This window comes from Neorhizobium sp. S3-V5DH (assembly GCF_004343065.1).
GTDB lineage: Bacteria > Pseudomonadota > Alphaproteobacteria > Rhizobiales > Rhizobiaceae > Neorhizobium > Neorhizobium huautlense.
The window spans coordinates 1-25,776 of record NZ_SMCL01000016.1; the positions used below are offsets into that span (position 1 = coordinate 1).

General features: G+C 57.9%; 26 protein-coding genes and 1 tRNA gene. 10 read left to right on the forward strand and 17 right to left on the reverse strand.

The window, feature by feature from the left end; all coding sequences use genetic code 11:
- Positions 1–165: 165 nt before the first annotated feature.
- Positions 166–651 (reverse strand): Hsp20 family protein, encoded by a 486-nt coding sequence (locus EDE09_RS19545; protein ID WP_105374240.1) that lies wholly within the window; start codon positions 649–651, stop codon positions 166–168.
- A 453-nt stretch (positions 652–1,104) separates the two neighbouring features.
- Between EDE09_RS19545 and EDE09_RS19550 the strand changes: the two genes are divergently transcribed.
- On the forward strand, positions 1,105–2,073 hold the full coding sequence (locus EDE09_RS19550) for an alpha/beta hydrolase (protein WP_165924236.1): 969 nt from the start codon (positions 1,105–1,107) through the stop codon (positions 2,071–2,073).
- Positions 2,074–2,082: 9 nt separating this feature from the next.
- On the opposite strand, the gene hisN is transcribed toward EDE09_RS19550, so the two are convergent.
- Both hisN and EDE09_RS19560 read right to left on the reverse strand, forming a co-directional pair.
- Positions 2,083–2,859 carry a histidinol-phosphatase gene (gene hisN / locus EDE09_RS19555; RefSeq protein WP_105374158.1) on the reverse strand — a complete coding sequence of 259 codons (777 nt, stop codon included), beginning with the start codon at positions 2,857–2,859 and terminating at the stop codon, positions 2,083–2,085.
- 319 nt (positions 2,860–3,178) lie between these two features.
- Positions 3,179–4,066, reverse strand: a complete 888-nt coding sequence (locus EDE09_RS19560; RefSeq protein ID WP_105374159.1) for an N-formylglutamate amidohydrolase — start codon at positions 4,064–4,066, stop codon at positions 3,179–3,181.
- 180 nt (positions 4,067–4,246) lie between these two features.
- Between EDE09_RS19560 and cpdR1 the strand changes: the two genes are divergently transcribed.
- The 4 genes from cpdR1 (at position 4,247) to EDE09_RS19580 (ending at position 5,440) form a co-directional block, all read left to right on the forward strand.
- Positions 4,247–4,609 (forward strand): response regulator CpdR1, encoded by a 363-nt coding sequence (gene cpdR1 / locus EDE09_RS19565; protein ID WP_037077221.1) that lies wholly within the window; start codon positions 4,247–4,249, stop codon positions 4,607–4,609.
- A 105-nt stretch (positions 4,610–4,714) separates the two neighbouring features.
- Positions 4,715–4,789: transfer RNA gene (locus EDE09_RS19570), tRNA-Val, on the forward strand.
- Positions 4,790–4,907: 118 nt separating this feature from the next.
- Positions 4,908–5,144: a hypothetical protein gene (locus tag EDE09_RS19575; protein ID WP_132412451.1), complete on the forward strand. Its 237-nt coding sequence runs from the start codon at positions 4,908–4,910 to the stop codon at positions 5,142–5,144.
- A complete protein-coding gene (locus tag EDE09_RS19580) occupies positions 5,141–5,440 on the forward strand; it encodes a hypothetical protein (protein WP_132412453.1) in 300 nt (99 codons plus the stop codon). The genes EDE09_RS19575 and EDE09_RS19580 overlap by 4 nt, the downstream gene beginning before the upstream one ends.
- 61 nt (positions 5,441–5,501) lie before the next feature.
- Here the strand turns inward: EDE09_RS19580 and EDE09_RS19585 are convergent, their stop codons facing one another.
- Positions 5,502–5,834 carry a hypothetical protein gene (locus tag EDE09_RS19585; protein WP_132412455.1) on the reverse strand — a complete coding sequence of 111 codons (333 nt, stop codon included), beginning with the start codon at positions 5,832–5,834 and terminating at the stop codon, positions 5,502–5,504.
- Positions 5,818–6,270, reverse strand: a complete 453-nt coding sequence (locus tag EDE09_RS19590) for a hypothetical protein (RefSeq protein ID WP_132412457.1) — start codon at positions 6,268–6,270, stop codon at positions 5,818–5,820. The genes EDE09_RS19585 and EDE09_RS19590 overlap by 17 nt, the downstream gene beginning before the upstream one ends.
- Positions 6,271–6,597: 327 nt before the next feature.
- Here EDE09_RS19590 and EDE09_RS19595 point away from each other — a divergent pair, with 327 nt between their 5' ends.
- Positions 6,598–7,905, forward strand: a complete 1,308-nt coding sequence (locus tag EDE09_RS19595) for a calcium-binding protein (protein WP_132412459.1) — start codon at positions 6,598–6,600, stop codon at positions 7,903–7,905.
- 212 nt (positions 7,906–8,117) lie between these two features.
- Here the strand turns inward: EDE09_RS19595 and EDE09_RS19600 are convergent, their stop codons facing one another.
- Both EDE09_RS19600 and EDE09_RS19605 read right to left on the reverse strand, forming a co-directional pair.
- Positions 8,118–8,366, reverse strand: a complete 249-nt coding sequence (locus tag EDE09_RS19600; protein WP_132412461.1) for a hypothetical protein — start codon at positions 8,364–8,366, stop codon at positions 8,118–8,120.
- Complete coding sequence (locus EDE09_RS19605; protein ID WP_132412463.1) at positions 8,366–9,049, reverse strand: lysozyme; 684 nt, start codon at positions 9,047–9,049, stop codon at positions 8,366–8,368. The genes EDE09_RS19600 and EDE09_RS19605 overlap by 1 nt, the downstream gene beginning before the upstream one ends.
- An 81-nt stretch (positions 9,050–9,130) precedes the next feature.
- On the opposite strand from EDE09_RS19605, the gene EDE09_RS19610 reads away from it, so the two are divergent.
- From EDE09_RS19610 to EDE09_RS19620, 3 genes are all read left to right on the forward strand, one after another.
- Positions 9,131–9,412 carry a hypothetical protein gene (locus tag EDE09_RS19610; RefSeq protein ID WP_132412465.1) on the forward strand — a complete coding sequence of 94 codons (282 nt, stop codon included), beginning with the start codon at positions 9,131–9,133 and terminating at the stop codon, positions 9,410–9,412.
- A 43-nt stretch (positions 9,413–9,455) separates the two neighbouring features.
- On the forward strand, positions 9,456–10,325 hold the full coding sequence (locus tag EDE09_RS19615) for an FkbM family methyltransferase (protein WP_112803126.1): 870 nt from the start codon (positions 9,456–9,458) through the stop codon (positions 10,323–10,325).
- Positions 10,326–10,452: 127 nt separating this feature from the next.
- Entirely contained in the window at positions 10,453–11,103 is a 651-nt protein-coding gene (locus tag EDE09_RS19620) for a class I SAM-dependent methyltransferase (RefSeq protein ID WP_112803124.1), read from the forward strand.
- A gap of 3 nt (positions 11,104–11,106) precedes the next feature.
- On the opposite strand, the gene EDE09_RS19625 is transcribed toward EDE09_RS19620, so the two are convergent.
- On the reverse strand, positions 11,107–12,843 hold the full coding sequence (locus EDE09_RS19625) for a hypothetical protein (RefSeq protein WP_132412467.1): 1,737 nt from the start codon (positions 12,841–12,843) through the stop codon (positions 11,107–11,109).
- A gap of 173 nt (positions 12,844–13,016) precedes the next feature.
- On the opposite strand from EDE09_RS19625, the gene EDE09_RS19630 reads away from it, so the two are divergent.
- On the forward strand, positions 13,017–15,566 hold the full coding sequence (locus tag EDE09_RS19630) for a glycosyltransferase family A protein (protein WP_132412469.1): 2,550 nt from the start codon (positions 13,017–13,019) through the stop codon (positions 15,564–15,566).
- Here the strand turns inward: EDE09_RS19630 and EDE09_RS28480 are convergent, their stop codons facing one another.
- The 9 genes from EDE09_RS28480 to EDE09_RS19675 all read right to left on the reverse strand — a co-directional run bounded on the left by EDE09_RS28480 (position 15,567) and on the right by EDE09_RS19675 (position 25,773).
- Positions 15,567–18,470 carry a hypothetical protein gene (locus EDE09_RS28480; protein WP_207914869.1) on the reverse strand — a complete coding sequence of 968 codons (2,904 nt, stop codon included), beginning with the start codon at positions 18,468–18,470 and terminating at the stop codon, positions 15,567–15,569.
- Positions 18,471–18,505: 35 nt separating this feature from the next.
- Entirely contained in the window at positions 18,506–20,644 is a 2,139-nt protein-coding gene (locus tag EDE09_RS19640; RefSeq protein ID WP_165924237.1) for a phage tail protein, read from the reverse strand.
- Entirely contained in the window at positions 20,641–21,048 is a 408-nt protein-coding gene (locus EDE09_RS19645; protein ID WP_132412473.1) for a hypothetical protein, read from the reverse strand. The genes EDE09_RS19640 and EDE09_RS19645 overlap by 4 nt, the downstream gene beginning before the upstream one ends.
- Positions 21,045–21,647 carry a transcriptional regulator gene (locus EDE09_RS19650; protein WP_245505204.1) on the reverse strand — a complete coding sequence of 201 codons (603 nt, stop codon included), beginning with the start codon at positions 21,645–21,647 and terminating at the stop codon, positions 21,045–21,047. Before EDE09_RS19650 ends, EDE09_RS19645 begins: the two co-directional genes overlap by 4 nt.
- Positions 21,626–21,841, reverse strand: coding sequence for a hypothetical protein (locus EDE09_RS19655; protein ID WP_132412475.1), 216 nt, complete (start codon positions 21,839–21,841; stop codon positions 21,626–21,628). Before EDE09_RS19655 ends, EDE09_RS19650 begins: the two co-directional genes overlap by 22 nt.
- Positions 21,842–21,844: 3 nt before the next feature.
- Entirely contained in the window at positions 21,845–22,552 is a 708-nt protein-coding gene (locus tag EDE09_RS19660; RefSeq protein WP_132412477.1) for a hypothetical protein, read from the reverse strand.
- Complete coding sequence (locus EDE09_RS19665) at positions 22,552–24,498, reverse strand: phage tail length tape measure family protein (RefSeq protein WP_132412479.1); 1,947 nt, start codon at positions 24,496–24,498, stop codon at positions 22,552–22,554. Before EDE09_RS19665 ends, EDE09_RS19660 begins: the two co-directional genes overlap by 1 nt.
- Positions 24,499–24,861: 363 nt before the next feature.
- Positions 24,862–25,269 (reverse strand): hypothetical protein, encoded by a 408-nt coding sequence (locus tag EDE09_RS19670; RefSeq protein WP_132412481.1) that lies wholly within the window; start codon positions 25,267–25,269, stop codon positions 24,862–24,864.
- A gap of 9 nt (positions 25,270–25,278) precedes the next feature.
- A complete protein-coding gene (locus EDE09_RS19675) occupies positions 25,279–25,773 on the reverse strand; it encodes a phage tail tube protein (protein WP_132412483.1) in 495 nt (164 codons plus the stop codon).
- Positions 25,774–25,776: the final 3 nt, after the last annotated feature.

Here is a 25,776-nt window from a genome sequence, read left to right on the forward strand (position 1 = left end):
GTCACCCTCACGCAGTTGCGCTTCTCTTCGCTTGCTGTGACCAGCTCACGGTGGGACTTGCACCCACAAGAATGCGCCCATGCTGGGCGCACAACGAAAACGGCCCCTCCTTTCGGAAGGGCCGCGGGGCTTGCTGTCCTCGGCTAGAGGTCTGGGAGCCGAAGATCAGTTGATCTGCTGCGGGGCGACCTGGGCCTCGATCTGCTTTGCGGTATCGCCGGCTTCGGCAGCGATCGCGATGCGGCGGGGTTTCATGGCGTCCGGGATGTCCCGGAGAAGATCGATGTGAAGCAGGCCGTTCTTCAGCGAAGCGGACTGTACCTCGACATGGTCGGCGAGCTGGAAGCGGCGCTCGAAGGCGCGCTTGGCGATGCCGCGGTAGAGGTATTCGCTCTGGCCGTTGCCAATGTCTTCTTCGCTCTTTTCACCCTTGACGGTCAGCACATGGGCGTGGGCTTCGAGCGAAAGTTCCTTTTCGTCGAAACCGGCGACGGCCATGGTGATGCGGTAGGTATTCTCGCCAGTCCGCTCGATGTTGTAGGGCGGATAGCTGGGGGTCTGGTCGGCGACGCTACGATTGTCGAGCAGGTTGAAAAGGCGGTCGAAACCGACGGTGGAGCGGTAAAGGGGGGAAAAATCGACGTGACGCATGGTGTCCTCTCTTGAAGCGACGTTGCGGTTCTGGTTGGCCTTCAGCATCCCGTTCTGGCGATGCCGGAGCCGTTCGGCGGACCCTCATCGGCGCCCGCAGGACTGAGATGGGAATTGAATTTTCCCGCTTCAAGGCCTTTTTTTGAAGAAACCGGTTTTGCGCCTGAACCCCATATGAACAGCTGATTCGGCTTAGGTTCAGACGGCATCTGATAGAACAAAGATTATTGGAAGGCAGACTGCCTCTACTGGCTGAAGCCTATTCGTCCCTTCGCTTCGGCCTTTGCCTGGCCGGAGCCGTCCGGTTTCCCCAACCGCGGTTCCGGCTTTCTTTTACTGTAACCCGCAGCCAGCGAATGCGACGCTCTCTGTCTGCTGCGCGCCGCCTCTTTTCCCCTTGACGCGCCGCCGCTGCTGCTGTCGCTTATGCCTATGACCGAAGCGGCAGATTCCATGGACGACGTTTTCCACCTCACCCCCGGCAATCCGGCGCCATCCAATTATACGGCCGGTTATTTCACCGGTCATCGCGGCACGCGGCTGCGCTACGGACTCTTCCGTTCGGAGCGTTCGCCGGCGATCGGCACCGTGGTCATCATGCAGGGCCGCAACGAATTTATCGAAAAGTATTTCGAAACGATCCGCGACCTCAACGCCATGGGGCTGTGGGTTGCAACCTTCGATCTGCGCGGCCAAGGCGGATCGGACCGGCTGACGAAAAATCCGCGCAAGGGCCATGTGCGCCGCTTTTCCGACTACGAGCGGGATCTCGAGATCTTCCTGGAGCACATCGTGCTGCCGGATGCCCGCCTGCCATTTTTCCTGGTCGGCCATTCGACGGGATCGCTGATAGCCCTGTCTGCGGCACCGCGGCTTTCGAACCGTATCCACCGCATGGTCCTCGCGGCCCCCTATGTCGCGCTCTCCGGCCAGGGCGTACCGGAAGGCGTGATCCGGACTGTTGCCGGTCTCGCCTGCCTTACCGGCTTCGGCCGCATCCAGCTTGGAACGGACAAGAGCCGTCGGCCGTTCGAGGGCAATCCGCTGACCTCGGACTTCAAGCGTTTCCAGCGCAATGCGGAAATCATCGCAGCCCACCCCGAATTGACGGTCGGGGCGCCTACCGCCCGCTGGCTTCGCGAAACCTTCAAGGCCGCGCGCCGCGTATCGAACCAGGCGCATCTGACCCGGATAACGATCCCGACTCTGATCCTCGCTCCGGTGCTGGATGGAATCGTCCCCTACCGGGCCCAGGAGGAGCTGTCGCGCAATTTCCGCGCCGCCCAGCTCGTGACCATAAACGGCGCTCGCCACGAACTCTTCCAGGACAAGGACATCTATCGCGCCCAGGGACTGGCCGCGATCGAAGCCTTCATGCCCGGCCAGGACGGCGGTTTCGGCCTATCCGAAAGCGCCGCCTGATCTTTCCGGTCATTTGCCGGAAAGCAGCTCCAGCGCCTGCCGGTGCACCGCCGGACTTCCGGCCGCGACGATATTGCCGCCATTTTCCGGCCGACCGCCGTCCCAGGTGGTAATGATCCCGCCCGCCTGTTCGATCAGCGGGATGAGCGCCCCGACGTCATAAGGTTGAAGGTTGTTTTCCACGACGAGATCGACGTTGCCCGAGGCGAGCAGCGCATAGGCATAACAATCGCAGCCGTAGCGGAAGAGCCGCACCTTTTCCTCGACGGAGCGGTAAAGCGCCAGGTCCGCTCCCGTGAAGATATGCGGCGAGGTGGTGAAGAGAATCGCATTCTTGAGCTCGCCGCAATCCCGCGTCGCGATCTGCCGCTCGCCGTCCGGACCGCGGTACCAGGAATGTGTTCCATCGGCGAAATAACGCTCGCCGGTAAACGGCTGGTCGACGAGCCCCATCGTCGCCCGCCCGTTCGAGCGGAAGCCGATCAGCGTACCCCAGACCGGCAGGCCAGAGATGAAGGCGCGTGTGCCGTCGATTGGATCGATGACCCAGATATGCTCGCGGTCGAGACCGATATTCTCGTGCTCCTCGCCGAGGATGCCGTGATGGGGAAACTTTTCCTCGATCAGCAGGCGGATCGCGGTCTCGGCGGCGCGGTCGCCCTCGGTGACGGGATCGAACCCGCTTTCCAGCTTGTTGACCACTGAAAGGCCGGTGCGGAAACGCGGCAGCGTTTCAGCCTTGGCGGCATCGGCAAGCGTATAGAAAAAATTGCGGTCGGGAAGCATCGAAGAAATCCCCTCGTGGAATGGAAACTTCTTCTAATCGAATCGCCGCAAGCTGGAAACCGGCTGAATTTGGAGGCGTAGAGCGGGAAAACAGGCAGGCACTGGCGCATATCTCACCACTTCGCCCAAAAATGCTGAAAAATTGAGCACAAAAAGTTATTGCTTGACAATTGTGCAGCGCAATACTAATCTCATCTTACAGTCTTTGACTGTAAATACCCTCCTTGGGTGTTTCCTCCCTAGACTTAGCCGCGCCCACAAGCGCGGTTTTTTTTGCCCGCGATCGACCGGCAGACAAAAGCTTGTGGATAATGGGGTGTTATTCGGCGGCGAGTGCGCCGCCGCTGCCGGAAAATTCAACGGCGAAATCTGCCATCTGGCGCATGAAGGTGGAAAGCGCGGCAGCGATCGCCGGAAAGTCGCGCTTTTTGGCAAGCGTCATCTCGTCCACATAGAGCGCCCGGTTGATTTCGATCTGCAGCGCATGCAGACCCCGGACCGGCCGGCCGTAGTGTTCGGTTATGAAGCCGCCGGCATAGGGCTTGTTGCGGACGGCCGAAAAGCCCATGCCGTCCAGGAATTGCATCGCCGCGCGGGAAAGCTCGGCAGAGGCGCTGGTGCCGTAGCGGTCGCCGATGATGAAGTCCGGCCGGACGTCGGAGCCTGACAGCCGGATATTGCCCGGCATGGAATGGCAGTCGATCAGGATCGCAAGCCCGAAACGGGCATGGGTTCGGGCGATCAGCTTTCTCAGGCAGGCGTGATAGGGCTTGTAGATCGTCTCGATGCGGCTCATACCCTCTTCCACCGACAGGCGATGCCGGTAGATTTCCATGTTTTCCGCAACGATACGCGGGATCGTTCCGAGCCCGCCTGCGACCCGCATGGAACCGATATTGACGAAGGGCGGCAACGGCCCGTCGAACATGCGGGGATCGAGCTCATAGGGCTCGCGGTTCACGTCCAGGTAGGCGCGCGGGAAATGGGCAAGCAGCAGCGGCGCGCCGAGCTCCGGCGCATCTGCGAACAGATCGTCGACATAATGATCGGCCGAGCGGCGGATGGCGAGCGAATCGAGATTGGTCTCGGCAAGGAAGGAGGGAGGATAGAAGCGGCCGCTATGGGGCGAGTTGAAAACGAAGGGGATTGTCTGCGCAGCGGGCTCCCTTACTTCGAAATGTCCAAAATCACCCTCGCTGCAATCCATCCTGCCTTTACCATGTCACGAACTTGTTCAAGACCGCATGTTGCCAGTTGCCTGGCATGAAGTCCATACTATCTATACCCCACGAAAACCTCTTCCACCCCCATTAAACGGATGTTTACCGTGTCTTGGCAGTGTGAGTGTTCCCTAACTTAAAAATTGCATTGGATGACGGTCCCGGAGATGATTCAGAAAATCCTTCTCGCCGAAGACGATAACGACATGCGCCGCTTCCTGGTGAAGGCGCTGGAAAAGGCGGGCTATAAGGTCGCTTCCTTCGATAACGGCGCAAGCGCCTATGACCGGTTGCGCGAGGAGCCCTTCTCGCTTCTCCTGACCGATATCGTCATGCCGGAAATGGACGGGATAGAACTTGCCCGCCGCGCGACGGAACTCGATCCGGACCTCAAGGTAATGTTCATCACCGGCTTCGCCGCCGTTGCATTGAACTCCGATTCGAAGGCTCCGAAGGACGCAAAGGTGCTCTCGAAGCCCTTCCACCTGCGCGATCTGGTGGACGAAGTGAACAAGCTTCTCGCCGCCTGAGATGTCGAATGCCGGGAAATGCGAGGCCTTCAAAAAAGCTTCGCATTTCGCGACAAAAACCAGTTGACGGCCCGACCAGTCTATGGTCTATGCGCCGCCACGGATGGGCGTGTAGCTCAGCGGGAGAGCACTACGTTGACATCGTAGGGGTCACAAGTTCGATCCTTGTCACGCCCACCATCCAATTAGCTGAAAAGCAAGGGCTTTCGGGAAACCGAGAGCCCTTTTTACATAGTGCTCCGTAGGTTCATCGAACCTAACCATCGCAATATGAGACCTACCGCTCTATCCTCGTTGCATGGTAGACATCCCTCCCCCAACCGTGCCACCCGACGACGAGAACCGTCACCTACACTGCCAGATGGCGGTAGAGCTTCCCATACAAGACGTGATCGAAGCAGCGGTAGCAGCCGGATGGACCGAGGCGGAGACGCTCGCAGCAATCATCGAGGTTGCGGACAACCTCATGCTGGCGGACGTCAACAATGCGGAGCTTGACGCTCTGCTAAAGGCGATGAAGCGAAAGTTGGAATGACCGGCGACTGGCAAAAGAAATACCGCTGGATGAGGACATGGCCGGGGGATCGCGGCTTGGACGGAAAGCTGCTGGAGGATTATTCAGCGTACGACGGCGAGCAATATGCGGGGAGGATTCGGCTGGACCAGGAGACCTTGAAAAAAGGTCAGTGGCAGTGGTCGGGCAGCTATCCGAAGGGATGGAGCGGCCAACCAATCATGCCGAACAGAGGGTATGCGCCGACGGCGGCCGAAGCGGCGCGCACCGCCGAGGAATATTGGGACGCAATGAAAAAGAAGAATGGCCTGGACTGAAACGCAAGAAGGCGCCCTGCACCCGGATAAGGGCACAGGGCGAGGCTAGAGAGATGCGGCGTTATCGATCGGCGCGCCTTATCTCCCGGTGGATGCGTAACTCCTCCCGGATGCGGTCGAGCTCGATCGCCATGGTTTCGGTTGCCCTAGTCCGGCGCTCCTCAACATCGATGGCTCGATGCATGGCCGCTGTATGCGCCTCTACGGCTGCTGTTGCTTTGTTGAGAGCAGTAGGATCGACGATGACCGCGGCTACCTGTGCCGACGCAGGCGACGACGATGGTGAGGTTTTCTGCCCCTGCCATAGCCCCAAGTACCGGACGGCGAAAATGACTGCCAGAACGGCTCCAAACGTGATCAGCGCAGGAGCCGGGAGATTAGCGAGTTGATCCATTCCTGATTTCCCCCTCGTCGTGTGCCGCACGGTGAATATTGACCAGCTCGCCAAGCGCAAAAAGCGGATAGATGGCGAGCCATGTCGAGACGACATCAGAGGAAGCGAATCCATATGAGATGCCTGCCCAGATAACACAGCCAACCCCGGCTGATATCTGTCTGATTTGCGGTGTGACCTTTTTTCTTGCTCCGTTGACGATGAGACCCACCAGGCGGAGGATACCTACCCAAAACATGATCCATCCGAGAAGGTCCTCAGATCGGAACAAGTCACGGAACGATGCCCATGCCGGTTGATTGAACGTTTCGGTTGGCAGGAGCAGGATCGAGCCGAACAGGATCAAATGCCCGGCCATGAACCACTCCATCATGCGCGGGCCAAAGCGATGCTGGATCCTTATCCAGATGCCTGGCCCGAGATAACCGTCAGTCATCTGGTGTTTCCTTGATGATTTAATTTGGGGTCGATTGCGGTATTCTCCCCTCCATGATCTGCCGCCGCTGTAGAGACACAGCATGGTATGTGAGGAGCATCCCGATCGGCCTTGGGCCGGGACGCATGGGTGCGGCTGCGGAGCGGCGGGGATGCCCTGACCTCGCAATCGTTGTTAAGGCGATGCACTGTCCAGATTGATCTGTCTCTCCACCGTATTTGTTGATGAAGTCCCAGGGCACGCCGATGGTAGCGACCTACACCTTAGTACTTAGTTGCGCGGGGGGGCGAAGAACGTAATGATAACCGCGGATAGGAGAGACTCGTTATGGCAACACTTACAAAAAGCTTCCCCGGGGGCATTTATCCCTACCAGTATACTCCCGCGATCGCGGGTATCGATTACATGCCAACGATGGGCGAGCTAATCAATTTTGATGAAGCCACGCTGGTAAGTCGAAGCGCGACCTTGATGGTCTACAAATTTAGCAATGGGATTGAGTTCCGCGTCATCGGGAGCAGTTTCACCTTCGACGCACAAGGCAATGCTACCGGAGGCACGGTAACGTCTGTACAGACCCGAACAAGTGGCGGTGCCGTCATAGATAACCTGACCGGTCTGTCTTTGAGCCTTCCAGACTTCCAGGCGGCCGCCGAATCGTTCAACGGCTGGAATTTCCAACAATGGCTGATGAAGACAAACGACACGGTGAACGGAAGTTCCGGTAGCGACGATGTCTATGGATTCGCCGGGAACGACACGCTGAACGGAGGCGCAGGCGATGACTTCCTCGTTGGCGGCGAGGGTCGGGACACCTACGACGGTGGCAGCGGCATTGACCAACTAAGTTTCGACGACGCCTATTCGAGCCCAAACGCGCTCCGTGGCGTAATCGTGAATGCTGCTAATGGGACGGCGACTGATCAGTTCGGCAACGCCGAGACCTTCACGAGCATTGAGAGTTTTCGCGGCACCCAATTTGCGGACACTTTCACGGGGTCTTCCCTAAATGAGGATTTCATGGGTCTTGGCGGAGCCGACCGGATCAATGGCGGAGGTGGCTTCGATGTCGTTCGTTATCACCGCGATGTTCGAAGGGGTGGCGATAGCGGGGTAAACGTCGACCTTCAAAGCGGCGTTGCGCGAGACGGCTTTGGAAAGACTGATACGCTAACTTCGATCGAAGGCGTCCGGGCAACCGATTTTGCTGACATATTGAACGGTAGCACTGCCCGCAACATCCTACGAGGTGAGGGTGGAAACGACCTAATCAATGGCAGAGCCGGGAATGATGACTTGATAGGCGGAGGGGGGCTCGACTCCTTTTACTTCAGTACAGCTCTAAATGCCTCAACCAACGTCGACAACATTCTCGATTACTCCGTGGCTGAAGATACGATTAGGTTGGACAACGCCGCCTTTACGGCATTAGTGGGAACTGGCGTCATGACCGCCGCTCAGTTCCATTTTAGTACCGCCGGTACTGCGCATGATGCCGATGACCGCATCATTTACGACACCGACGGGGGTGGCCTCTATTATGACAGCGACGGCACTGGCAGCGCAGCACGTGTGCTCTTTGCAAGGGTAGATCCCGGTTTATCCCTGACATCGGCCGACTTCTTTATCTACTGACGAGCAACTCGTCGCCGCGCCGCGTAGCTCGATAAAGAGGTAGTCACACAGTCTCCCAGCTTGATGAGCATCGGCATCAGCGGGCTCTGCAATTGTATTGCTGGACCCGTCCACGGTGGCGCGCAATCGAGACGGCTGTCTCGCGGTCATTTGCCACGAGATAGCTGTTCGTCGCCGGCTTCGGGTCGATCGGCACCAGCACGTCGCAGGGCTTAGTCAGCGCTGTTGTCTGGCAGCTCGCACCCGCCAAGCAGAGCGCAAAGGCCGGGATCGTCAGCAGTAAGTGCTTCCGCATCGATCTTCTTCCCATCTTCGAGGATTGTGATCCGGTCGTCTTTGAGATCGGCAAGGACGCTTTCCTTGCCGTCAGAGCGCCCACTGAGATAACCGGCAGCGAAGGCCAACGTGGCGCCCGCGAGGGCGCCAAGGCCGATCTTGAGCCATGATGTGAGGCCGAACATCAGTTCTTGACCTTCTGGTAGATTCCCCAGATCGTCAGCCCCAGGATCACTGCCGCAATCGTGATGCGGATCCAGTCCCCACTGGAAAGCTCGTACTGCTGACCCGAGACAGCATCGAGGACATCCGGTATAACCGGAGCGGCCGTCGTGGCCGTCGCAGCCGCACCACCGCCGCCGATCGCTGCGACTTCCTTGTTCGGAACCCGCTTTTCAGCATCGACGAAGTTGGAAGAGACAAACTCACCCTTTGCCCAAAGACCCGCTTCCGCAGCGCGGCGGTTGACCAGGCCCTTGACCCTCTTGCCGCCGGCGTTCACCCACTTCATCAACTCGACCGGCACGGAATTGTAGTCGCCCTTGTTCAGCTTCTTGAGGAGCGTGGACTTGTGGAGCGCGCCAGTGTTGAAATCGAAGGAGACGAGCGTCGCGAACTGGTTGTCGGATAGCGGCACCTTCACGAGGCGGGAAACCCGATCCTCGAACTTCCGAAGATCGGACTGAAGGATCTGCTCCGCCTGGGTCTCCGAAATGGTCATTCCGTCACGTACCTCCGGAGCGCCGGCTGCAGAGGTGTGGCCGTAGCCGATCGTCAGGATGTTGGCGACATCACGATAGGCGCGGGTCCGTAGGCCTTCGAACTTTTTGATGTGCGAAAGCCCCTCCGCGTTGATGCGTCGGTTCATGGTGTTTTCCTTTTGTGGTGGCGGTTGGGATTGATTTTCGCTACGCGAGGCCGCAGCATCCTTCCCTGAAGAGGAAACGAAATGGACGACCAGACCAGGCAGGCGATTGATTTATTGGCAGAACGGATTGCGGAGCTGCAGGCTCAAAACATCGCGCTTCAATACCTGATGAAGCAGCAAATATTCGTCTCGGCGGCTTCCCAAGAGAACCCGAAAGCATTTTTCCAAAAGATGTTCGAATCGGTCAGTCGACAGGTTGACCAAGGAGAGCCCGCCTTTACGGACCCTATGATCGTCGGACAGATACGTGCGACTGTCGAGCAGGTCTATACAGCCGCCGGCGCAATGATCAAGCGTCTGTAGAAGCACCAGAAAATCTTGGCCGTCGCTTAAAGGACTCCCCCGAATGACCGAAGAACGTGCAAGTGTCGAAATTGGCGATGTAACTTTGATGTTCCGGAAAGGTGACGCCGGAGGCACACACTATTACCAAAGAGGCCATTCCGAGGAATATTACAGCCCGTTCTACGCGGTCTTGCGAGAGACGGTCGACCCAAAGGTCTGCATCGATGTTGGGGCAAATTACGGATACACAGGCATGCTGATGCGGCGGGCCTTTCCATCGAGCAAGCTTACGCTGATTGAGCCAATCCCATGGTTGGCGGATTTCATTGCAGACAATTTCGTAGCTAATGGCCTTAGGTACGACAGATTTTATTCCGCCATTGTTTCGGACAGCGAGGCTCAAAAGACTAAATTCGGCGTCAACGAAAAAGCCTCCCAGGATAGCCGCGTGATAGCCCAGCCCGGCTGGTCGATCGTAGAAACGGATGTTGTCACACTCGATATGCTGACAAAGGACGTCGACGCTGACAGCGGCGTTTACATCAAAATTGACACCCAAGGATGGGAGGAACGAGTGTTCGCCGGTGGTCGGAGGTTCCTTTCCTCGCACAAGAAGTGGTTCATCAAGACCGAATTCGCGCCCCAGTGGATGGACAGCCAAGGCACCGACCCGGTCACGTTCCTCCGCGACCTGACAGCAAACTACGCGGTGCATGAAAGCCCTGGTCGGCAGCGCTGGAACTGTTCCTCATTAGCCGAATTGATCGGACCTCCTCTCAAGGCGGGAAGTGAAGAGGATTTCGTCTCGTATGTCCGAAAGCTCGTATTGAATGGCAAGGGGTGGGTAGATCTTTACGTCCTGCCGAACCCAGAAAAGCGCGGATACCAAGCTAACAGCTCAGGCTTTTGGCGCAATCTTTGGAGACGTTGAAACCTCCCTTCCTAAACATTCGAGGGGCTAGCTACCCGCGTTAGAGAACCCGATCGGGCTACTCGACTCGAGTTCCGACCTATGTTTGTATGCGCCGATAGTAACGGCATGTCGAAAAGAGAGCCTTATGCAAGAGTCGATCAGCGACAAGGAAAAGAACCTCGAGTTCAATCGGAACCGTTGGGGTAAAGCAGAAAACTGGACCGGCAAAGACCAATTTGGTTATCGCTGGGGCGGCGGGGCTCAGCAGACTATCGGCCACATCGCTGATATAGCAGACGACCTTCTCCGCCCACATTTGGGCGGGCGCCGCGACCTCGCAATCCTCGAACTTTCCCCTGGCGGCGGGCGGTTTACGGCAGAGCTTATTCGGTACGCGTCCACAATGGATCTACTCGACATGAACCAAGCGTGCCTGGACGTTTGTCGCGAGCGATTTAAATACTATCCTGTTCCTATGCGGTTCTTCTTGAACGACGGTCAGAGCGTCGAAATGCTCGATCGCGACGATTACGAACTGATCGCGTGCTTCGACAGCGCCGTCCATATGCATCCTGAGATCATCAGAGGGTACGTTCTTCAATTTTCCAAGAGATTGAGGCCCGGCGGCATCCTGTGGATCGATCACAGTGGGAGCGGCCCAGCGGACTCTGGACATCGCACAGACATGACGCCCGAAAAGATGGCTGGGTTTGCGGCCGAGGCTGGCCTTACCGTTGTAGCCCAACCTTTCCGCAACCGTCACGACTGCATTTCAATCATGTCTCAGCCGCTCTAACCCCTACGCGAGATACTGATGCGTTAGCATCCAAGCGATAGTCGAAATCTTCGTCATCACATAGCGCCCGGGCTCTGAAACGCTCTTCATGCCTTGTATACCGTTGATTTCGTCTGTCGGGTCCGGCGGGACAAACACAACATCGTTCAGTTCAGACGGTTTAAGAACCTCCAATTCATACCCGACGGGGAAAACGAACTTGGCAAGATCCATCCTGACGAGGAGACCGCCAGACTTAGTATCTAGAACGGCTGTCGATATCGCATCGCTGGGCGTGTAGCTTGACGATGTGTGGGTTAACCTCTTCTGAATGCCAGACAGGCAAACCAAGCCTCCAGCGCCCCCCTGCAAGCTCAATGTCCTCTTTGCATTGCCATCATGCCCCTGGATTATAGCCTCGCCCCCTGCGGCACCCAGCATTACCGACGCCTCCCCTTGTCGCCCAAATGACGCTGTCCCGGCCTGGGAGAGATTCTTTCCGTTGATCACTCTTCCATAGAACTGCATCGGGCGGGCCGGACTGTTGATCTCCGCAGAAGCCTCCGCGGCCTTTGGGCCGGCGAGATGCAGCAATTCGGCAGAGGTCATTTGTGCCGATGTCTGAAGGAAGACCTTCGCCCGGGTAACATTTGGGCCAATTATCGGAAGGTCTTTCACTCCGTTTCGCGACCACCGTTCCTCAAATTGGACCGTCTCGAAGCCATCAATTCGCGCTATGCCGAGTCCGTCGCGGTTTCGGTCGCCCCTGTTGTTTATTGCTGTCGCGCGAACGCGGCACTGTGCGAGGGGTGACGCGGAGCCGTTGAGGTCGAGATAGTATTCGGACGGGTTGCCGATGCAATTCCCTTCGAGGAACGCCCCATCGATATCAACAGTGCGCGCCGATCGAACTTTGATCCCACCTTTCTTGCCAAACTGAAAAGTTGCGTCGCCTCTGACAAAAAGCTCGAGGGTATCTGAGCCGACAGCGTGGATCCCATTTTCCTCGAAAACGTCGAAGCGCCCACCGATGACGTGAATTGCTCCATTATTTTTCCCGAGGTAGATGTGGTTGTCAGTTAGGCTCATCACAGCAGCACCTTCGCCGGTCCCGCCTTGTCCTCCACAGTTGGCTAGTTGAAATGTCCAACTCCAATCAATGTCAAAACCGGTTTTGCAGCCCTGATGCAAGACGCGCTCAAGCCCACTGTTGCGGATAAGATTCCGAAGCCTGAATGCCGAGGTCCGGTTGGACGGATCGCGGGATATAACAGTAAAGTCTCGGAACCACATGCCGTTGTGATATCGCCGGGTGGTACCGTCGCTTTCAAATTCCTGGACATCGAAGGCATAGAAGTCGCCGTGGCACTCGAAACGGGTGTGAGCTGGCCCGCGGCCCGCGATTGTTATCCCGAAAGGTATAGGGTTCACAGGCTGTTCCAAATGGATAGACCCGCTGCCGAGATCGATTGTGAACTTCCCCAATTGCAGGCCATTGTTTGCGGCCTGGCCCACAACATCTTCCGCAGCACCGAACATTGAGTTTAAGGCCGCCGATTGATCTCTCGCTACCCCCTTCTGCACCCCAAAATCTTCGGCAGTAAGCGCATCTCCTAGCTTGCTCGACAGAAAGCGCAGATAAGTTCCGCCGTCAGCCGTCACCTGCTCGGAAGACATCATTACGGGCTGCGAAGCGGCTGGAACAGCCGCCGCCGAGGCGCCGAATGCTTGAAGAAGCGCCCTTCTTTTAAATGAACTCATCCCCAGTTCCCTTTTGATCCGAGCGGACCTTAGAGAAAAAGTCAGCCCTGAGGGAGCCCTCTCGGGTGCATCAAATCGAAGAATTGAGATGCCCATACATCATTTGAGTTGCATCGCCACCGTCACATGCCCTATCCGTAACCCGCCTTTCTATGGTGAACGTGGGGTGATCAATGGATAATCCGGAAGTCTCGGTTGTCGTGCCGTCTTATAACTCCGGTCATTTCTTGGAGTGGACGCTAGCCTCTATTGCTGCTCAGACCTTCAAGAATTTCGAATGCATTGTGGTTGATGACTGCTCGACCGATGATTCCATCACCCAAGCCAAAAAACACTTCTCAGACCCTCGGTTCCGGCTGATCCGCCACAAGATGAATGTCGGCCTCTCTGGCGCTCGAAACACCGGACTCCGCGCTGCCAGAGGAGAGTTTGTCGCCTTTCTCGATGCTGACGATCTAATGATGAAGAACAGCCTTGAAGTTCGCCTGGCCACCTGCCGATGGGGTCAACGGACAGGTGACAGGTTCATCGGCTCCTACTGCGGAAGCGTCTCGATCGAGGAGACGCTTAAAGTTGCCCCGGAAAGCAAGGCTCAGTCTCTCGATTACGTCACCTTCGTCGGCTCCAGCGGACACTGCCCGTTTAACGCAAACCAGCCCATGATCCGCCGCGATATCCTTCGCATGGCAGGAGGCTTCAATCATGGCTTGAAGCAGGCCGAAGACTTTGACCTATGGCTTCGAATCCTGCGCGCCGGTTATATTTTTGCGCCCACTCGGTTCTCGTCCGTGACCTACAGGAGACGGGCCGGTAGCATGGTAAGACAGCAGCCCCTTGCCCACCTTGATCTTTCCCTAGCTATCATCAACAGCGCTGAAAAGCCGTTGGCGGAAGATCAACTAGACTGGTCCACCAGATACAGGATGGCTAAGCCGCTAAGCGCCTACACGTCGCAGCAGCGCAAAATTAACCGGACGATGGAGTTCGTCGGCATGAACCTCGCCAGCGATCACCCGGAAACGGATGAGACGCTTGTAAGTCTGGTCCGCCGCGAAATCCCAGATATTCACCTTCTCACTCATTCGGAAACCCACCTGGAGGGCATACTCCACCGTGGTATCCAACGCCAAAGATCAACGAGCGGACCTATCAACCCTGACGACCGTGACATGGCGGCTCGCCTTGTTGCCAAGATAACCGACGCCAAGGGGAGCCAGTTAGAAAGCAACATTGTTGGTACCGGGACCGTCTATGGCGATCCTTCTAAGGATCGTCCGTGGTTTTCCGGTATGCAGGCCCATCAGATCGTATTCATCCCCCATTCTGCCTATCACGTCTGGACTATCTCCCTTATCGGAAATGCTCTGAAAGAAATGGGCATCGATTTTATTACAGTCGATATCTCTGCAGAATGGCGCGATGGAAAGGTGCGCGCCGCTGCCGCCGAACATGGCGTAGAGCTGATTACCTTGAGCGAGTTCGTTCTCGGCCGCTACAAGCCCCGCGCTATTGTCACATTCAACGATTGGGATCCGGTCACTCGGCCTATCATCATAGCGGCAAAGGCTTCAGGTATCCGCACAATCGCGATTGTCGAGGGAATCCAAGACTACGACGACGCCGACGTTCACTGGAAGCGCTATGCCTACAAGACGAGCGACATCGTCCTGCTGCCCGGAGACTTCGACAAGAAGTACTTCGAGGGCCACACGGCAATCATCGCCTCTGTCGGCGTTCCCCGGATGGAATCTCTCCGGCTTAAGCCGAAACGCGAATGGTCAAAGGACGTAACGCCTCGCGTCCTCATCAACTGCAATTTTTCCTATGGCGTTCTGGTCGAGCATCGCGACCGTTGGCTGACGGAAGCCGTTGAGGCTGTCCTTGAACTTGGCATGACGCCTATCATATCTCGACACCCGGGCGACACCGGAAACCTCTTCCCTGAATATGTCACGTCCGAAAACTTCTACGACGCAATGGAGCGTTGCGACGTTTCGGTCCAGCGATTTGCCTCCGGCGTTCTGGAATGCCTTGCTCGCGATATTGGCGTTATCTACTTCAACCCCCACGGGGAGAAAGTCGACAAGTTCCAAGCCGATCCAATGAGCGCTTATACCCTGGCGCTCGACAAACCGGCCCTGAAGGAACAGCTTGCCGATTGGTGGAGATTGCACGAGATGGCTGCCGACCGAGGACCTGCTTTCCTCGATCACCATTCCGGCCCCCTTGGCGAAGGCGCCATAGTTCGTTGTGCCCGTGCCCTCAACGATCATCTTGGAGACGAGCCGGACCCCGCAATCCTTTCGGCATTCCGGGCTAATCTTCAAGTTCTTGACGAGCATACCGCGTCGTTCACCCAAGTCCGGATAGACAACGAGCCACTTTTCCCCGATCCCTTTACGGCAGAGGAAAAATTGCTTTCAATGGGTGGTAGATCCTACCACGCAATGGAGCGCATCATGCAAGCCGTAAACAACCACGCCAATGAAACCGCTCCCGACTTCATCAGAAGGATTGCCAGGGACAAGAAGAAGGATGTCATATTCTTGACCTCCCTCGCGTCGCACCTCCTGACTGACGGGAAGAACGCTCTATCTCTCGTGGAAACCGAACCGTCAGTCAAAGAGGCTATCGACCGGGCTTCCGCAAACATCTCGCCCGACAATGCGCTGCTTTCGCACTTCCATAGCGTGATGGAACTGGCGAAGCGAAAGCATGCTTGATTATACCTCCGCCACTAGGTCAAGGGTGGCGGAGGCGTTTGTTGACCGGAGAAGCGTTGCGTTGCCGGCCGTCAGGCCCGCGGCCACTGTACCAACAAGACGACCGCTTTGATCGTTTGCCTGTGAGAGCGAGAGAGCGCTCAAAGCGATGTCCGCCCCTGTTGACCCAAGTGCAGAGAAATGCGCGGCGCTGGATACGGACAATGTGGGGGTCTTCCTCATCCGAGGAAAGCGGATACTGTAAACCGGCGCCGTCGAGCTGATGGCCTGACCTGCAAAACCTGTATGAATGTCAATGCCAGAGACAAGACGGTTGAAGTAGGCGGAGCAGGCCGCAAACTCTTCCGACTTTGGTTTCTGCCGGTACAACGACGGCCCCCAAGCAGCCATCTCGATCTTAACGGCAGCAAGCTTGAGAGTGAATGTTCCCGACCCCTGATACCGGAAGCGAATGCCAAGGTAGCTATCCGTCCCGATAGTCTTCCCCGAGATGGATGGTAGATCGATCGCGACTGAATGGCGTCGGAAGGTTGTCGATACACTCGCGTCGCTAACGCCAACTGTGGTAACGGCAGTGCTGCCGCCTGAGCCGAAATTCTGGGTGGCATCAACTCGGATGCTTTTAAGTGCATCTACTGCGCCCCAGAACGAAACGATAATCCTCCGGCCCGCATACTTGCGGACATCTGCAGCTCGCCACGTCATGCCAGCATTAGCCGCGCCGACGGTCATCGTCATATTGAGGCAATATTCCGGGCTGGGAGCGTCAAATCCCTCCAGAGACCCAACCGTGATAGCCTCCTGGCTGACAGTACCAGTCCCTCCCTGAAAGCCCGCATACCATCGATCCGCCGTGTACCCATCTGCGGAGAACGGGCCTGACCCACGCTGCCACACCGAGAAATCACCATTGATCATCTCGTTCTGGCGCTCGACAAAAGGTTCGGTTGGCCGGCGCGATGAAAACGTGATGTCGTATTGGCAGTTCTCGACCCTATACTTGTCGGTGTTAGAGTTGACTTCGAACAGGCCCTTTAGGTTTTGAAGCAGTATCCATTGGTCAGGGAGGTTTGAACCGGCGTCGGTCGTTGCTACGTTGCTGTTGTTGCGGCCTTCGATCTTGATTGTCTGCTTGGCAAGCGAACCGCCGTTGCCAGGATGGAAAAACCCATCCTTGACCACGAGCCCACCATCAGAATCGGACTGGACAAGAAGAGGGCCAGCCGAATTTCCTTCGATGTATTCCGCAATGATAACTGTCGGGCCGCCATCAGCGCCGCCAACGACAATGCTCTCACCATAGAACGCTCGGCCGAGGTTGCTTTCCGAGGAAATATTGATCCGGCTCCCACGCCCCATCCTTATAAGAGCGCCGCAGCCATATAGATCGTACGGCAACGTCTGCCTTCCGGAGACGGCCGGTTGAGACGTCGTGCTGTTCTCGACGAAGGCGCCGCCTTGTCCATTGTTTGCAACGTGGAAAGTCGCGTTATAAGCGAAGTTGGGGCTTTCGCCGCCACCCCAACCGAAAATGTCATAGCCAATGATCGCGCCCATATTCTGGCATTCGTAAGCAGCGAATACCCCGAAAAACGCGGCGAAGCAGCCTAGGTGGGTATGACCACTATACGCGGCACCCTCAACAGTTATCCCATCAATATTCGACTGGTTGCCAGCCCGATAGATATAGCAGCCAAAGTCCGCGCCGTTGGCATCGATGTGGAAGTTTTTTGCGACGACATTAACCAGATCATCCGTTTCAGGGCCTGCGAAGTCACTGCCGGCAACCCCTACAGCAGTCTGGGAGATACGAACGGCACAAGTATTATCTCCGGTTGCGCCGATATACTTGATAACGGACGCACCTTCAGGATCGGTCGCGTAGTCATAGCCCGTGCGGCGCTTCCAATACCCGCCAGCCCCCTCCAGGTGATATCCATCTGCAAACGGGAGCTCGGCGCTAATCGCATATATCGTCGCAGGCCACATTTCGGTAGGGCCGTGCAGCATTGCGTTCGAGATAGCAGCCAGCATGTCCGTCGTGCCAGGCGTAACATTGTCCGCCCAATAATCCGGCGCATGCGGCGTCACCGCCGGCAGCCAGGCGCGCGTCCCACCGTTCGTCGTCAAGGCAGGATTAAGTGTGACGCCGGGCACGCTACGGTAGTTTAACAGCATACCGTTTTGCGCTTTAACCCAAAGGGTTTCTACAATCTCCGGAACAGTAGCGGCGATAGCCGCGCTGCGAGACGGATAATAGGCAGCCGCCTGCACCAGTGCCTCGGCGGCAGCTAGCGCTGCTTCTGCCGCTGCCAGGATGGCTGTGCTTGCCTGGTCGCTCAGCAATCTGAACGTGGTTCCGGAGACGATGCCGAGCACGATCATGCCCGATACCAGCCCACCAGCCACGACGTCATTCCCGCCGTTCGCCTTAACGGTAAGCGTCGAACCGCCATTGAAGGAGACCGTAACCGGCGACGCCGTATTCGTGTCGGCGATGTTCATCCAGATCAGCGAGGACGCCGATACTGGAATCGTGGTGGTTGCTTGGATCGCGTTAGGGGTGCCCGCGCCGGCATCGGTTGCTACAATAAAGGAGAACGGCAGGTCGCCGCGCCTCGTCCACGATCCAGATCCAGACGCGCCGACCTTGCCGTAGATGCCGTTATATGCTGCCGTCGAGTCCCCAAGTACCCATGCCATGGAGTTCGCGGGATGAGCTAGGTCGGCGAATAGTGCAGCCCTGGTGGAGTAGATCAAGCCGCCGCCAGCGACAAACAAGTCGACAAGCCGCTCGACCTCGGTTCCCCAAACCTGCACATCTTGATTATTTACAGATCGGGGGGTTCCGTTCTCGTCGACAGGCGCAAAGATAAGCTGAGCCAGCTTCGTGAAAATGCTCATTCAGGTCTTTCCTCAATGATATTGGAGTGGGCGGGCTATGGCGCGGTGTACGAGAAGATGAGAGGAGTTCCGGCCGTGCCGTTGCTCGTAAGAGTTTGGATCTGCCACTCAGTCACAGACCCACTGGAGCCATCCGCCAGACTTTCGAAGGCGACCGGCGCGAATGGCTGGGTCTGGAATGTCGCCACCGTCGACCACGCGCCGAGGTTGACGCGCCGCTGCAACCGGATAGCGGCGCAGCGCCCTTCCGGAGCGCTTACGGTAACGGCCAATTTTGTTGGAGGTGGATCTGTGACGACGCCGCCCGATACCAAGGTTGGCGCTCCGCACGGCGCATTGTCGACGCCAACCACAAGACTGGCAGGATCAGAAAAATAAGAACCGTCGTCGCCATTGAATACGCGCACCCGCGCATCAATAGTCTGTCCTAGGAAGTCGCCGTTGATACCGGCAACCGTACCGCCAAACTCGGCCATGCTTTGCCATGCGCCCGGTAGTCCGCCGGAATAGGTGCGATAGTTTGCTTCGACGGTAGTGTATGGCTGCGCGGGCAATGTGTAGCCGATCCTCATCTCCTTGCCGCCGCCAGGATAAGTGATCTGAATGGCGGCACCCGGAGGGTTCGGCGTGATCATGTCCGTCTCGTAACCGAGCTCAGGGATGACATCAGGCGCCGGCGCTTCGTCTGTCGCAGGGTTCCAGGTCGTCAGAGTCGGCCATACGGTAAAGGGAATTTCGACGGACCCGTTTTCATCGTCGATCCGCGGCGGGTCCATCCGAACCTTGATCAGGTCGCCGAGGTCTGGCTCTTCGACTTCGGCATAGAGCAGGCCCCAGGCGGCGAGACCAACCATATTGGTGACCATTCTGCCTCTGTCCGCCCTTGCGATAGCAAACTTGCGGCGTGCGATCCTCTGGGCTTGAGAAGCAGAGGGGCAGAAAGGCAATTCGAGATCAAAGAACTTATCTCCGTATCTGTCCACTTCATCGTCGATCTTTGCCCAAGCGACGATACCCTCAAGCGTCAGGTCTGACAGCTCGTAGTTCCTCTCCGGCGAGTAATATTTGACCCGGCAGATATTCGGCCGTTCCACCGCCTCCGGCCCTGATTGCCAGGAGTAATCATATATATCGCGAGGATCGAACTCGATCTCCGGCTCGATCACGTCGTCGATGAACTCGAAATATATCAACCCATCCTCATCCAGCCGGATTTCCAAGCCTGCGGAGTCGAGAAACTGCTGCATGGTCTCGCCACGCTCGCTCTCCCATGCCCACATGCCCCAGAGACGAGAACGCTTCTCCGTGCCTGTCCTGGTGGCGACAAGAACGTCCGCGGCGTTGGCGGTCGCCGCAATCTTCGTCCAGTTGAACCGCTCGAAGGTAAATGCAGGATCGCGCCGAAGGACATGAGCGCAGATGATCGCGCTATTGTCCGACCAGACGGTCAATCCGGTCCGAGGATCATAGATCAGAGATCCGCGAATGATCGCTTCCGAGTTTGGCGCTCCGTTCTGGTAGAGGCTGAGGTACTTCTCTTCCGTCAGCCCCGGATTGTAGAAAAGCAACTGCGACTGCGCGATGCCACGAACCCGATGGTCAGACGTCCAGAGCGTCGGGAAGAGCGACATGAGGCCAGCCCATGCGGTCTCTGCGCCGTTACCTATCTTGTTCTGCCAGTTCGCCCATGAACCACCGGGACGCGCCCACGGCGGTGAACTGACGTCTCCATTGGCCTCAACGATGACCTCACGCCCACCGAGATAGAACGTTTCGAACGCGTCCACCGGACCTTGCAGCCTGCACACGAGACGGGCGCGCGTGCTGCCGTCAGTGTTTCCGAATGCCTGAAGGCCTCCGACGCGGACGCGGCCGACGCCTTCGATAACCGAACTCTCGCCGCTCTCGAACGTGTTCTTTGCATCCGATGGCTTGATCGCCCCGCCGCGGCGCTGACCTCCGAGCAGGAGCGAGCCTGCCACCAATGCGCCGCCGACAATCACGTTTGCCGCAATCGTCGCGAGCGTGCCGGCCGCCGTCGCTGCAATCGCCGTGCTTGACAGCAAAAAGCCGTGGATGGCCGTCGCTATGAGCGAAACAGGGTCGGCATGGGCATGCGAGACCATGGCGGCCCATGTGGCGCCGCTGGCGAGAAAAAGCTTTGTCAGCCTCATTGAATTGACCAGACCTTTACGATCGTGTTCTGGCGCGGCCGAAGGATGCGATATCCCGTCGGTTCGGCTCGCCATGCGAAGTACCCGCCATCAATGAAGATGCCGCCAGCCTCGCCATGGGCGTGACTGAGGATGACGCCGACATCGCCAATGCTGGGAACAGCCGTTTCATAGATCCCGCATTCCGACAGCGCCTCATCCCAGAGAGAGACGAGTGAACCTGTATCGCGCATCAGCGCATGGGCTTCCTCACGGCTGGACCAGGCCGGAAGCGGGACGCTAACGCCGCGCACCCTCTCCACCCACTTCGCTGGCCATGTGCTGCAGTCGCTTTCGCCCCAGACCATTGGAGCGTCTTCCGCCTCGGCAAGATAGGCCTTCAGCATCTCGGAAATGTCCGTCATGCCTTGATGACCTCCTGCACTTTCACGCCGACGAACATCAACCCCTTATCGCCCGGATAGCGCCGCCGCTGATCGGCATCGGTCCATTTCCCTCCAAAGGGGAAGTTCTGGCTCTGCCAAAGGGTTTCGACGGTGAAGGAGACAAGGCGAACGCCAATGCCCGTGCTTTGCCGCTTCGGCGCGGAGAGGTAACCGGGGAACAGCTTCTTCAGCCCGCCCGACCAAATCTCTTGCGTTTCTTGGTCGAAAGCACACCAGTAGAGATCAGCAACCGCCCCTTCGGTTTGCCGTGCCTGGTCCTTCACCGAACGGAGGAAATCGAGATTGACCCCAGAGAGGACGATATCGACCTTGGCGGCCTGACCAAATCGTGGATCCTCCACCGCGGACATGGAGACGAGCTGCTGACCTGACGGGTCGGAAATACCGGACCACTCATGTCCACCAACGGTTTGCGTGCCAACGCCATTGTGCAGCCGCCACGTGCCAGACGGCAAACCAAGCTCGGCAAACCATGCTCGAGCGATATGCGGACGGCGCAGGAACTCCCGGTCTTCTTCGCTGAAAAGCCCCATGATCAGCCGTTCGCCTCTTCCCATGCAGCGACTTCACGGCGGTGGAGCGCGACCAGTTCCGAGACGGTCAACTGGATTTCAGCTTTCTCATCCTGAGGAATACTGTCGTCGTGTCGCTCCGGCTCCGGAAACAGCGCCGAACTAAGCTCATTGGCATGGAGCCGCGCCAGATCCCGCCGCTTCATTGCGACGACCTGCTCGATCGATCTTTCTGGCATCGTTCAATCCGTGAAGTATTGTCGGACGTAGTAATCCGGAACTTCGATCATTCGGACTGTTGCGCCGGTGGTGTGGACCTGCTCTTCGGTCGGATACTCGAAGTCCTGCATCATCAGACGAAGCGCCAGCGTCGGGTAAAGCGTGGCGAAATCGTCCGTGCTGATCGCCTTCCGGAGCGGCGGCCATATGCGGTACTGCCCTGACCCCAACTCTTCCGTCACCTGGTAGAGCCCAAGGTGAAGCGGGAAGAATCCGATACGGTCTCCCCACTTGAGGCCATGCCCCCAGAATGTGTCAGCCAGATTGATGATCGTCGCATCCTTCGCCGTGGCTGCCGCCACGGCTACATTCGGGTATGTCAGCCCCCAACGCATGCCGTTGGACCAACGCATGCCGTTCGACCAGGGCATATTGCCGCCCTCCGCAGCCACACCAGCGCGGGAACGCGGCATCAGGTCTCTATCCACCATCTGCCAGCGGGTCGCGTTCGCGCCCTTCTGCTGGGCGAACAGCCATCCTCTGAAATGCCGGTATTCCTCGCCTTCCATTGGAGGAAAGACGAACTCCCATACCCATCCGCCAAAAGGCGATGCCACGCTCTGAGTAAAGTTTCCGATCGACGTATTCTGCGACCCGTTGACGGCCTCAGGTCCAGCCAGCGGCCGTTGCGACACGACCGGGACGTCAACGAAGGGCGTGAGGCGAGGCATCAGGCGCGGGTCTTTCTTGTCTGAACGACCTTGTTGCGATCGTCGATCGTCTTGCCGATGTTGCGGGTGATCTGGCGGTCGCGCTGGTCGAGCATCTTTTGCATCTCCGCGAGCGTCCGCTTGTCGGCGTTGCCCTGGACGACGATCTGAGAGCCCTCGATCAGGATGTTGTTGTTTGCGGGGGCAGCAGTGGGCATGGCCGTGTTGGCGTATCCGCCCGACGCATAACCCTTGGCAGCCTTATGAGCCCGATCAAGATTGCCGACACCAATGCGCGCCGTTGCAGCCTTGCTGAACACATATTCGCCCTTGTGGACGATGCCAGCCGCCTGAGACGCCGCACCGTTGCCGGTGTAGCCGCCTGAGGCGAAGCCGAGCAGACCCTTCATGAGACCACCAAACAGTCCGCCCCCGAAAACCCCCTGCCCGCCTTGGGCAATCGACATCTGGTCGAGGTACTTCAGGAGGGCTTGGCCCGCCTGGAGGATTGCGTCCTTCCAGGAGATAGACTTTGTGATGAGGCCTTGCAGAATGCCGCCGAACCCTTCCCCCAGGGACTGCTTCGCGCTTTCTACAGCTTCCTTGGTCTTTTCCCACGCTGCCTGGGCCTTCTTTGCTGCAGCGTCGAGAGCATCGCCGGCACCCTTGCCGGATCCGCCAGCCTTCTTCGCCTCACCATCGACCTTCGTCAGGTCTGATGCGAGGGACTTCAGCTTCTCGGATGCCATGGAGGCACCCTTGGCGATCGCTGCACCGAAGCCGCCGACATAATCCGTGCCCATCGCTCCGGAGACAGCCGAGCCGATTGTGGATTGAACATCGTTTGCAGCGCCCGCATATGGGTTGCCCACCCTGCCCAAGCTGACGGAGCCAATCGTGCCGATGCTCACACCCTCGCCTACTCCGAAAGGAAGCGACTGCATCATCGAGTTGACGCTCTGGATATAGCCATTGATCGCGCTGGTGACGCTGTTGATCATGTTTTCAACGCCGGCGATCACAGCATTTGCGGTGGACATGACGATGTCACCAAGGGCGGCCGGCAGCTTCGACCATGCGGCCTTCACACCCTCATACCCGCCAACAAAGGCGCCGATGATGAAGTTCACGGCATTCTTTGCGTCAGCAACGATGTCTCGACCGAAGATTTGAGACAACTCGTCGCGGAAAATGTTGGCAGCAGCCACGGCAGCCGTGATGCCGAGAACGAAGGCAGTTGCTGGGTTGGCAGCGGCAAAGGCAACGGCCAAGCCCATCGCAGCAGTAGCAAGGCGCCCAAGCAGCGCAATCAACTGGATCACTCCACCAATCAGCGCCGGAGCGTAGATCAGCGCCAGCGCGCCAGCAGCGGCCACGGCATAAGGTGCAATCTCGTCAAGAATGTTCGCCAGGCCGGTCAAGGCGGTGGCCGCGAGCTTCGACCAGTTGACGGTCTGCAAACCCCAGGCTGCCAAAGCCGTGAGGCCTATGACCAGGAGACTGACTGGGGAGAGAACGGACAAAAAGGCCGCGCCAAGGGCTTTGACGGCTCCAGCTGCTCCCATAGGGCCCAAGACAGCGCTGATCTGTGTGCCCTGTTGGAGCGCGATTTGAAGCGGGTTCATCGCCATCGCCGACGTGACCGCGATATCCTGAAACTGCGCCGCCAAGTTACCCACGTTCAATGCTGCGGCATTCATGCCACGTCCGTTTTGATTGGCCGCCGCAGCATGCAGCTTCATCGCAGATGCAGCTTTCGTCGCCGCGACTGCTTCGGCGTTCAGTGCGGTGGCGGTCGCATTGGCAGCCTGGGAAGCCATCTGCCCGGCCTTGGAGGATGTTGGCCCAATACCCTCGACGGCAGCCTCGGCACGCTTGGCGGCACCAGCGAGCTTGTCGAGCTTCGTCGACGCTTCATCGACGCCCTGTGCCTTCGCCTCGATGCCGAGTGTTGCCAGTTCAGCCATCCGCCGGTTTCCTTTCGCGTTTTACGACGCGTCTATTCGAAGTCACTGACCTGATGCGTTGCTTCTGCTCAGCAACGTCGGCCTCAGTCGCTTCACGCCTATGACTGCCGGTCTTGTTGATGATCGAGACGACGACGGAATCGATCTTCCGGATGACGGAAAGCTCCCAAGGCGAGATCACCGCACAAGTCAGCCGACAGAAGCTCTCGATCTCTTGATAACTGATGGGATTGGCAGAGAAGCCGGACTGGCGTGTGTTGTGGAGCTCGACGAACCAATCCCAGATGTATTCGAGATCGTCAGCAAGCTCCGGCTCCGGATCGTTTTTCCGGCGCGGTAGGAAATAAGCCCTCGCGTAGTCGATCAGTTCTTCGGCGAGGGCGTCATAAAACGGGCGTCCTCATCGGCGCGCGCGTCGATCTGCTCGGCAATGAAGAAGTACCGAGGATCCGACAGGATTTTCATGACGCTCTCAGGCGTGGCCGGTACCGGTTGGCCGCCGTTCGTCATGTTCCAATGGGCGACAGACGCAGCAACGATCTCAGTCGTCTTTTCCTCGACCTCTTCGATGGTCCCCGCCTTGCGCGGGTTCCTCTTGTTGGCGAGCATGGCGGCATTGCCGAGGCGGCGCTGGACACGCTTGACCGCTTCGGACCGATAGGAGCGGACGCCGACTACCAGCCCGGTCGGCTGGCCTGTCACCGGGTGGATGATCTCCAAATCGGAAACCTGTTCGAAGTCGAATGTTTCGAACTGTGCAAGATCGAACATGGGCGCTCCTTACGGCGTCAGGTCGGCGGGTTCGACGGTCAGGATCTCGGTGGAGATGCCCAAATTGGCCGTGCGCCGAATAACGTTGTCGCCCTGCCCTACCTGCTTCCGGACCGACTGCACCTTGGCGCGGAAGTAGTCGACAGAATTGGACCAGCCAGCCTGTGGCGCGTCTTCGAACTCGACCTTGAAATTGAAATCGAGCTTGGTCTGCTCGGCAGCCTTGAGTGCGATCTGACCTGCATCCATTGGATCATCACCGAAGACGAGCGCGAGAACGCCAGCGTCACGCGCACCCTTCAGGTGGCGAACGCGGCCGTCGCTGAGGGACTGGAAGGTGACGTCGGCTGCTTCGTCGCCGTATTCGCCGCCGTCTTCGACTTCGCCGATCTCCACCCAGGTTAGGGCTTCAAAGTCATCGATCGCATTGGCATCGCTGGAATAGTCGATCGGCCCAGATCCGCCGATATAGTATTTGGCGCCAGTCGCCGTGTTGATGGTCATAGT

Excerpts from the sequence above, each read along its gene's own strand:
- EDE09_RS19545 (WP_105374240.1), bottom strand. The coding sequence starts at position 651 with ATGCGTCACGTCGATTTTTCCCCCCTTTACCGCTCCACCGTCGGTTTC.
- EDE09_RS19550 (WP_165924236.1), top strand. The coding sequence starts at position 1,105 with ATGGACGACGTTTTCCACCTCACCCCCGGCAATCCGGCGCCATCCAAT.
- hisN (WP_105374158.1), bottom strand. The coding sequence starts at position 2,859 with ATGCTTCCCGACCGCAATTTTTTCTATACGCTTGCCGATGCCGCCAAG.
- EDE09_RS19560 (WP_105374159.1), bottom strand. The coding sequence starts at position 4,066 with ATGGATTGCAGCGAGGGTGATTTTGGACATTTCGAAGTAAGGGAGCCC.
- cpdR1 (WP_037077221.1), top strand. The coding sequence starts at position 4,247 with ATGATTCAGAAAATCCTTCTCGCCGAAGACGATAACGACATGCGCCGC.
- EDE09_RS19575 (WP_132412451.1), top strand. The coding sequence starts at position 4,908 with ATGGTAGACATCCCTCCCCCAACCGTGCCACCCGACGACGAGAACCGT.
- EDE09_RS19580 (WP_132412453.1), top strand. The coding sequence starts at position 5,141 with ATGACCGGCGACTGGCAAAAGAAATACCGCTGGATGAGGACATGGCCG.
- EDE09_RS19585 (WP_132412455.1), bottom strand. The coding sequence starts at position 5,834 with ATGGATCAACTCGCTAATCTCCCGGCTCCTGCGCTGATCACGTTTGGA.
- EDE09_RS19590 (WP_132412457.1), bottom strand. The coding sequence starts at position 6,270 with ATGACTGACGGTTATCTCGGGCCAGGCATCTGGATAAGGATCCAGCAT.
- EDE09_RS19595 (WP_132412459.1), top strand. The coding sequence starts at position 6,598 with ATGGCAACACTTACAAAAAGCTTCCCCGGGGGCATTTATCCCTACCAG.
- EDE09_RS19600 (WP_132412461.1), bottom strand. The coding sequence starts at position 8,366 with ATGTTCGGCCTCACATCATGGCTCAAGATCGGCCTTGGCGCCCTCGCG.
- EDE09_RS19605 (WP_132412463.1), bottom strand. The coding sequence starts at position 9,049 with ATGAACCGACGCATCAACGCGGAGGGGCTTTCGCACATCAAAAAGTTC.
- EDE09_RS19610 (WP_132412465.1), top strand. The coding sequence starts at position 9,131 with ATGGACGACCAGACCAGGCAGGCGATTGATTTATTGGCAGAACGGATT.
- EDE09_RS19615 (WP_112803126.1), top strand. The coding sequence starts at position 9,456 with ATGACCGAAGAACGTGCAAGTGTCGAAATTGGCGATGTAACTTTGATG.
- EDE09_RS19620 (WP_112803124.1), top strand. The coding sequence starts at position 10,453 with ATGCAAGAGTCGATCAGCGACAAGGAAAAGAACCTCGAGTTCAATCGG.
- EDE09_RS19625 (WP_132412467.1), bottom strand. The coding sequence starts at position 12,843 with ATGAGTTCATTTAAAAGAAGGGCGCTTCTTCAAGCATTCGGCGCCTCG.
- EDE09_RS19630 (WP_132412469.1), top strand. The coding sequence starts at position 13,017 with ATGGATAATCCGGAAGTCTCGGTTGTCGTGCCGTCTTATAACTCCGGT.
- EDE09_RS28480 (WP_207914869.1), bottom strand. The coding sequence starts at position 18,470 with ATGAGCATTTTCACGAAGCTGGCTCAGCTTATCTTTGCGCCTGTCGAC.
- EDE09_RS19640 (WP_165924237.1), bottom strand. The coding sequence starts at position 20,644 with ATGAGGCTGACAAAGCTTTTTCTCGCCAGCGGCGCCACATGGGCCGCC.
- EDE09_RS19645 (WP_132412473.1), bottom strand. The coding sequence starts at position 21,048 with ATGACGGACATTTCCGAGATGCTGAAGGCCTATCTTGCCGAGGCGGAA.
- EDE09_RS19650 (WP_245505204.1), bottom strand. The coding sequence starts at position 21,647 with ATGGGAAGAGGCGAACGGCTGATCATGGGGCTTTTCAGCGAAGAAGAC.
- EDE09_RS19655 (WP_132412475.1), bottom strand. The coding sequence starts at position 21,841 with ATGCCAGAAAGATCGATCGAGCAGGTCGTCGCAATGAAGCGGCGGGAT.
- EDE09_RS19660 (WP_132412477.1), bottom strand. The coding sequence starts at position 22,552 with ATGCCTCGCCTCACGCCCTTCGTTGACGTCCCGGTCGTGTCGCAACGG.
- EDE09_RS19665 (WP_132412479.1), bottom strand. The coding sequence starts at position 24,498 with ATGGCTGAACTGGCAACACTCGGCATCGAGGCGAAGGCACAGGGCGTC.
- EDE09_RS19670 (WP_132412481.1), bottom strand. The coding sequence starts at position 25,269 with ATGTTCGATCTTGCACAGTTCGAAACATTCGACTTCGAACAGGTTTCC.
- EDE09_RS19675 (WP_132412483.1), bottom strand. The coding sequence starts at position 25,773 with ATGACCATCAACACGGCGACTGGCGCCAAATACTATATCGGCGGATCT.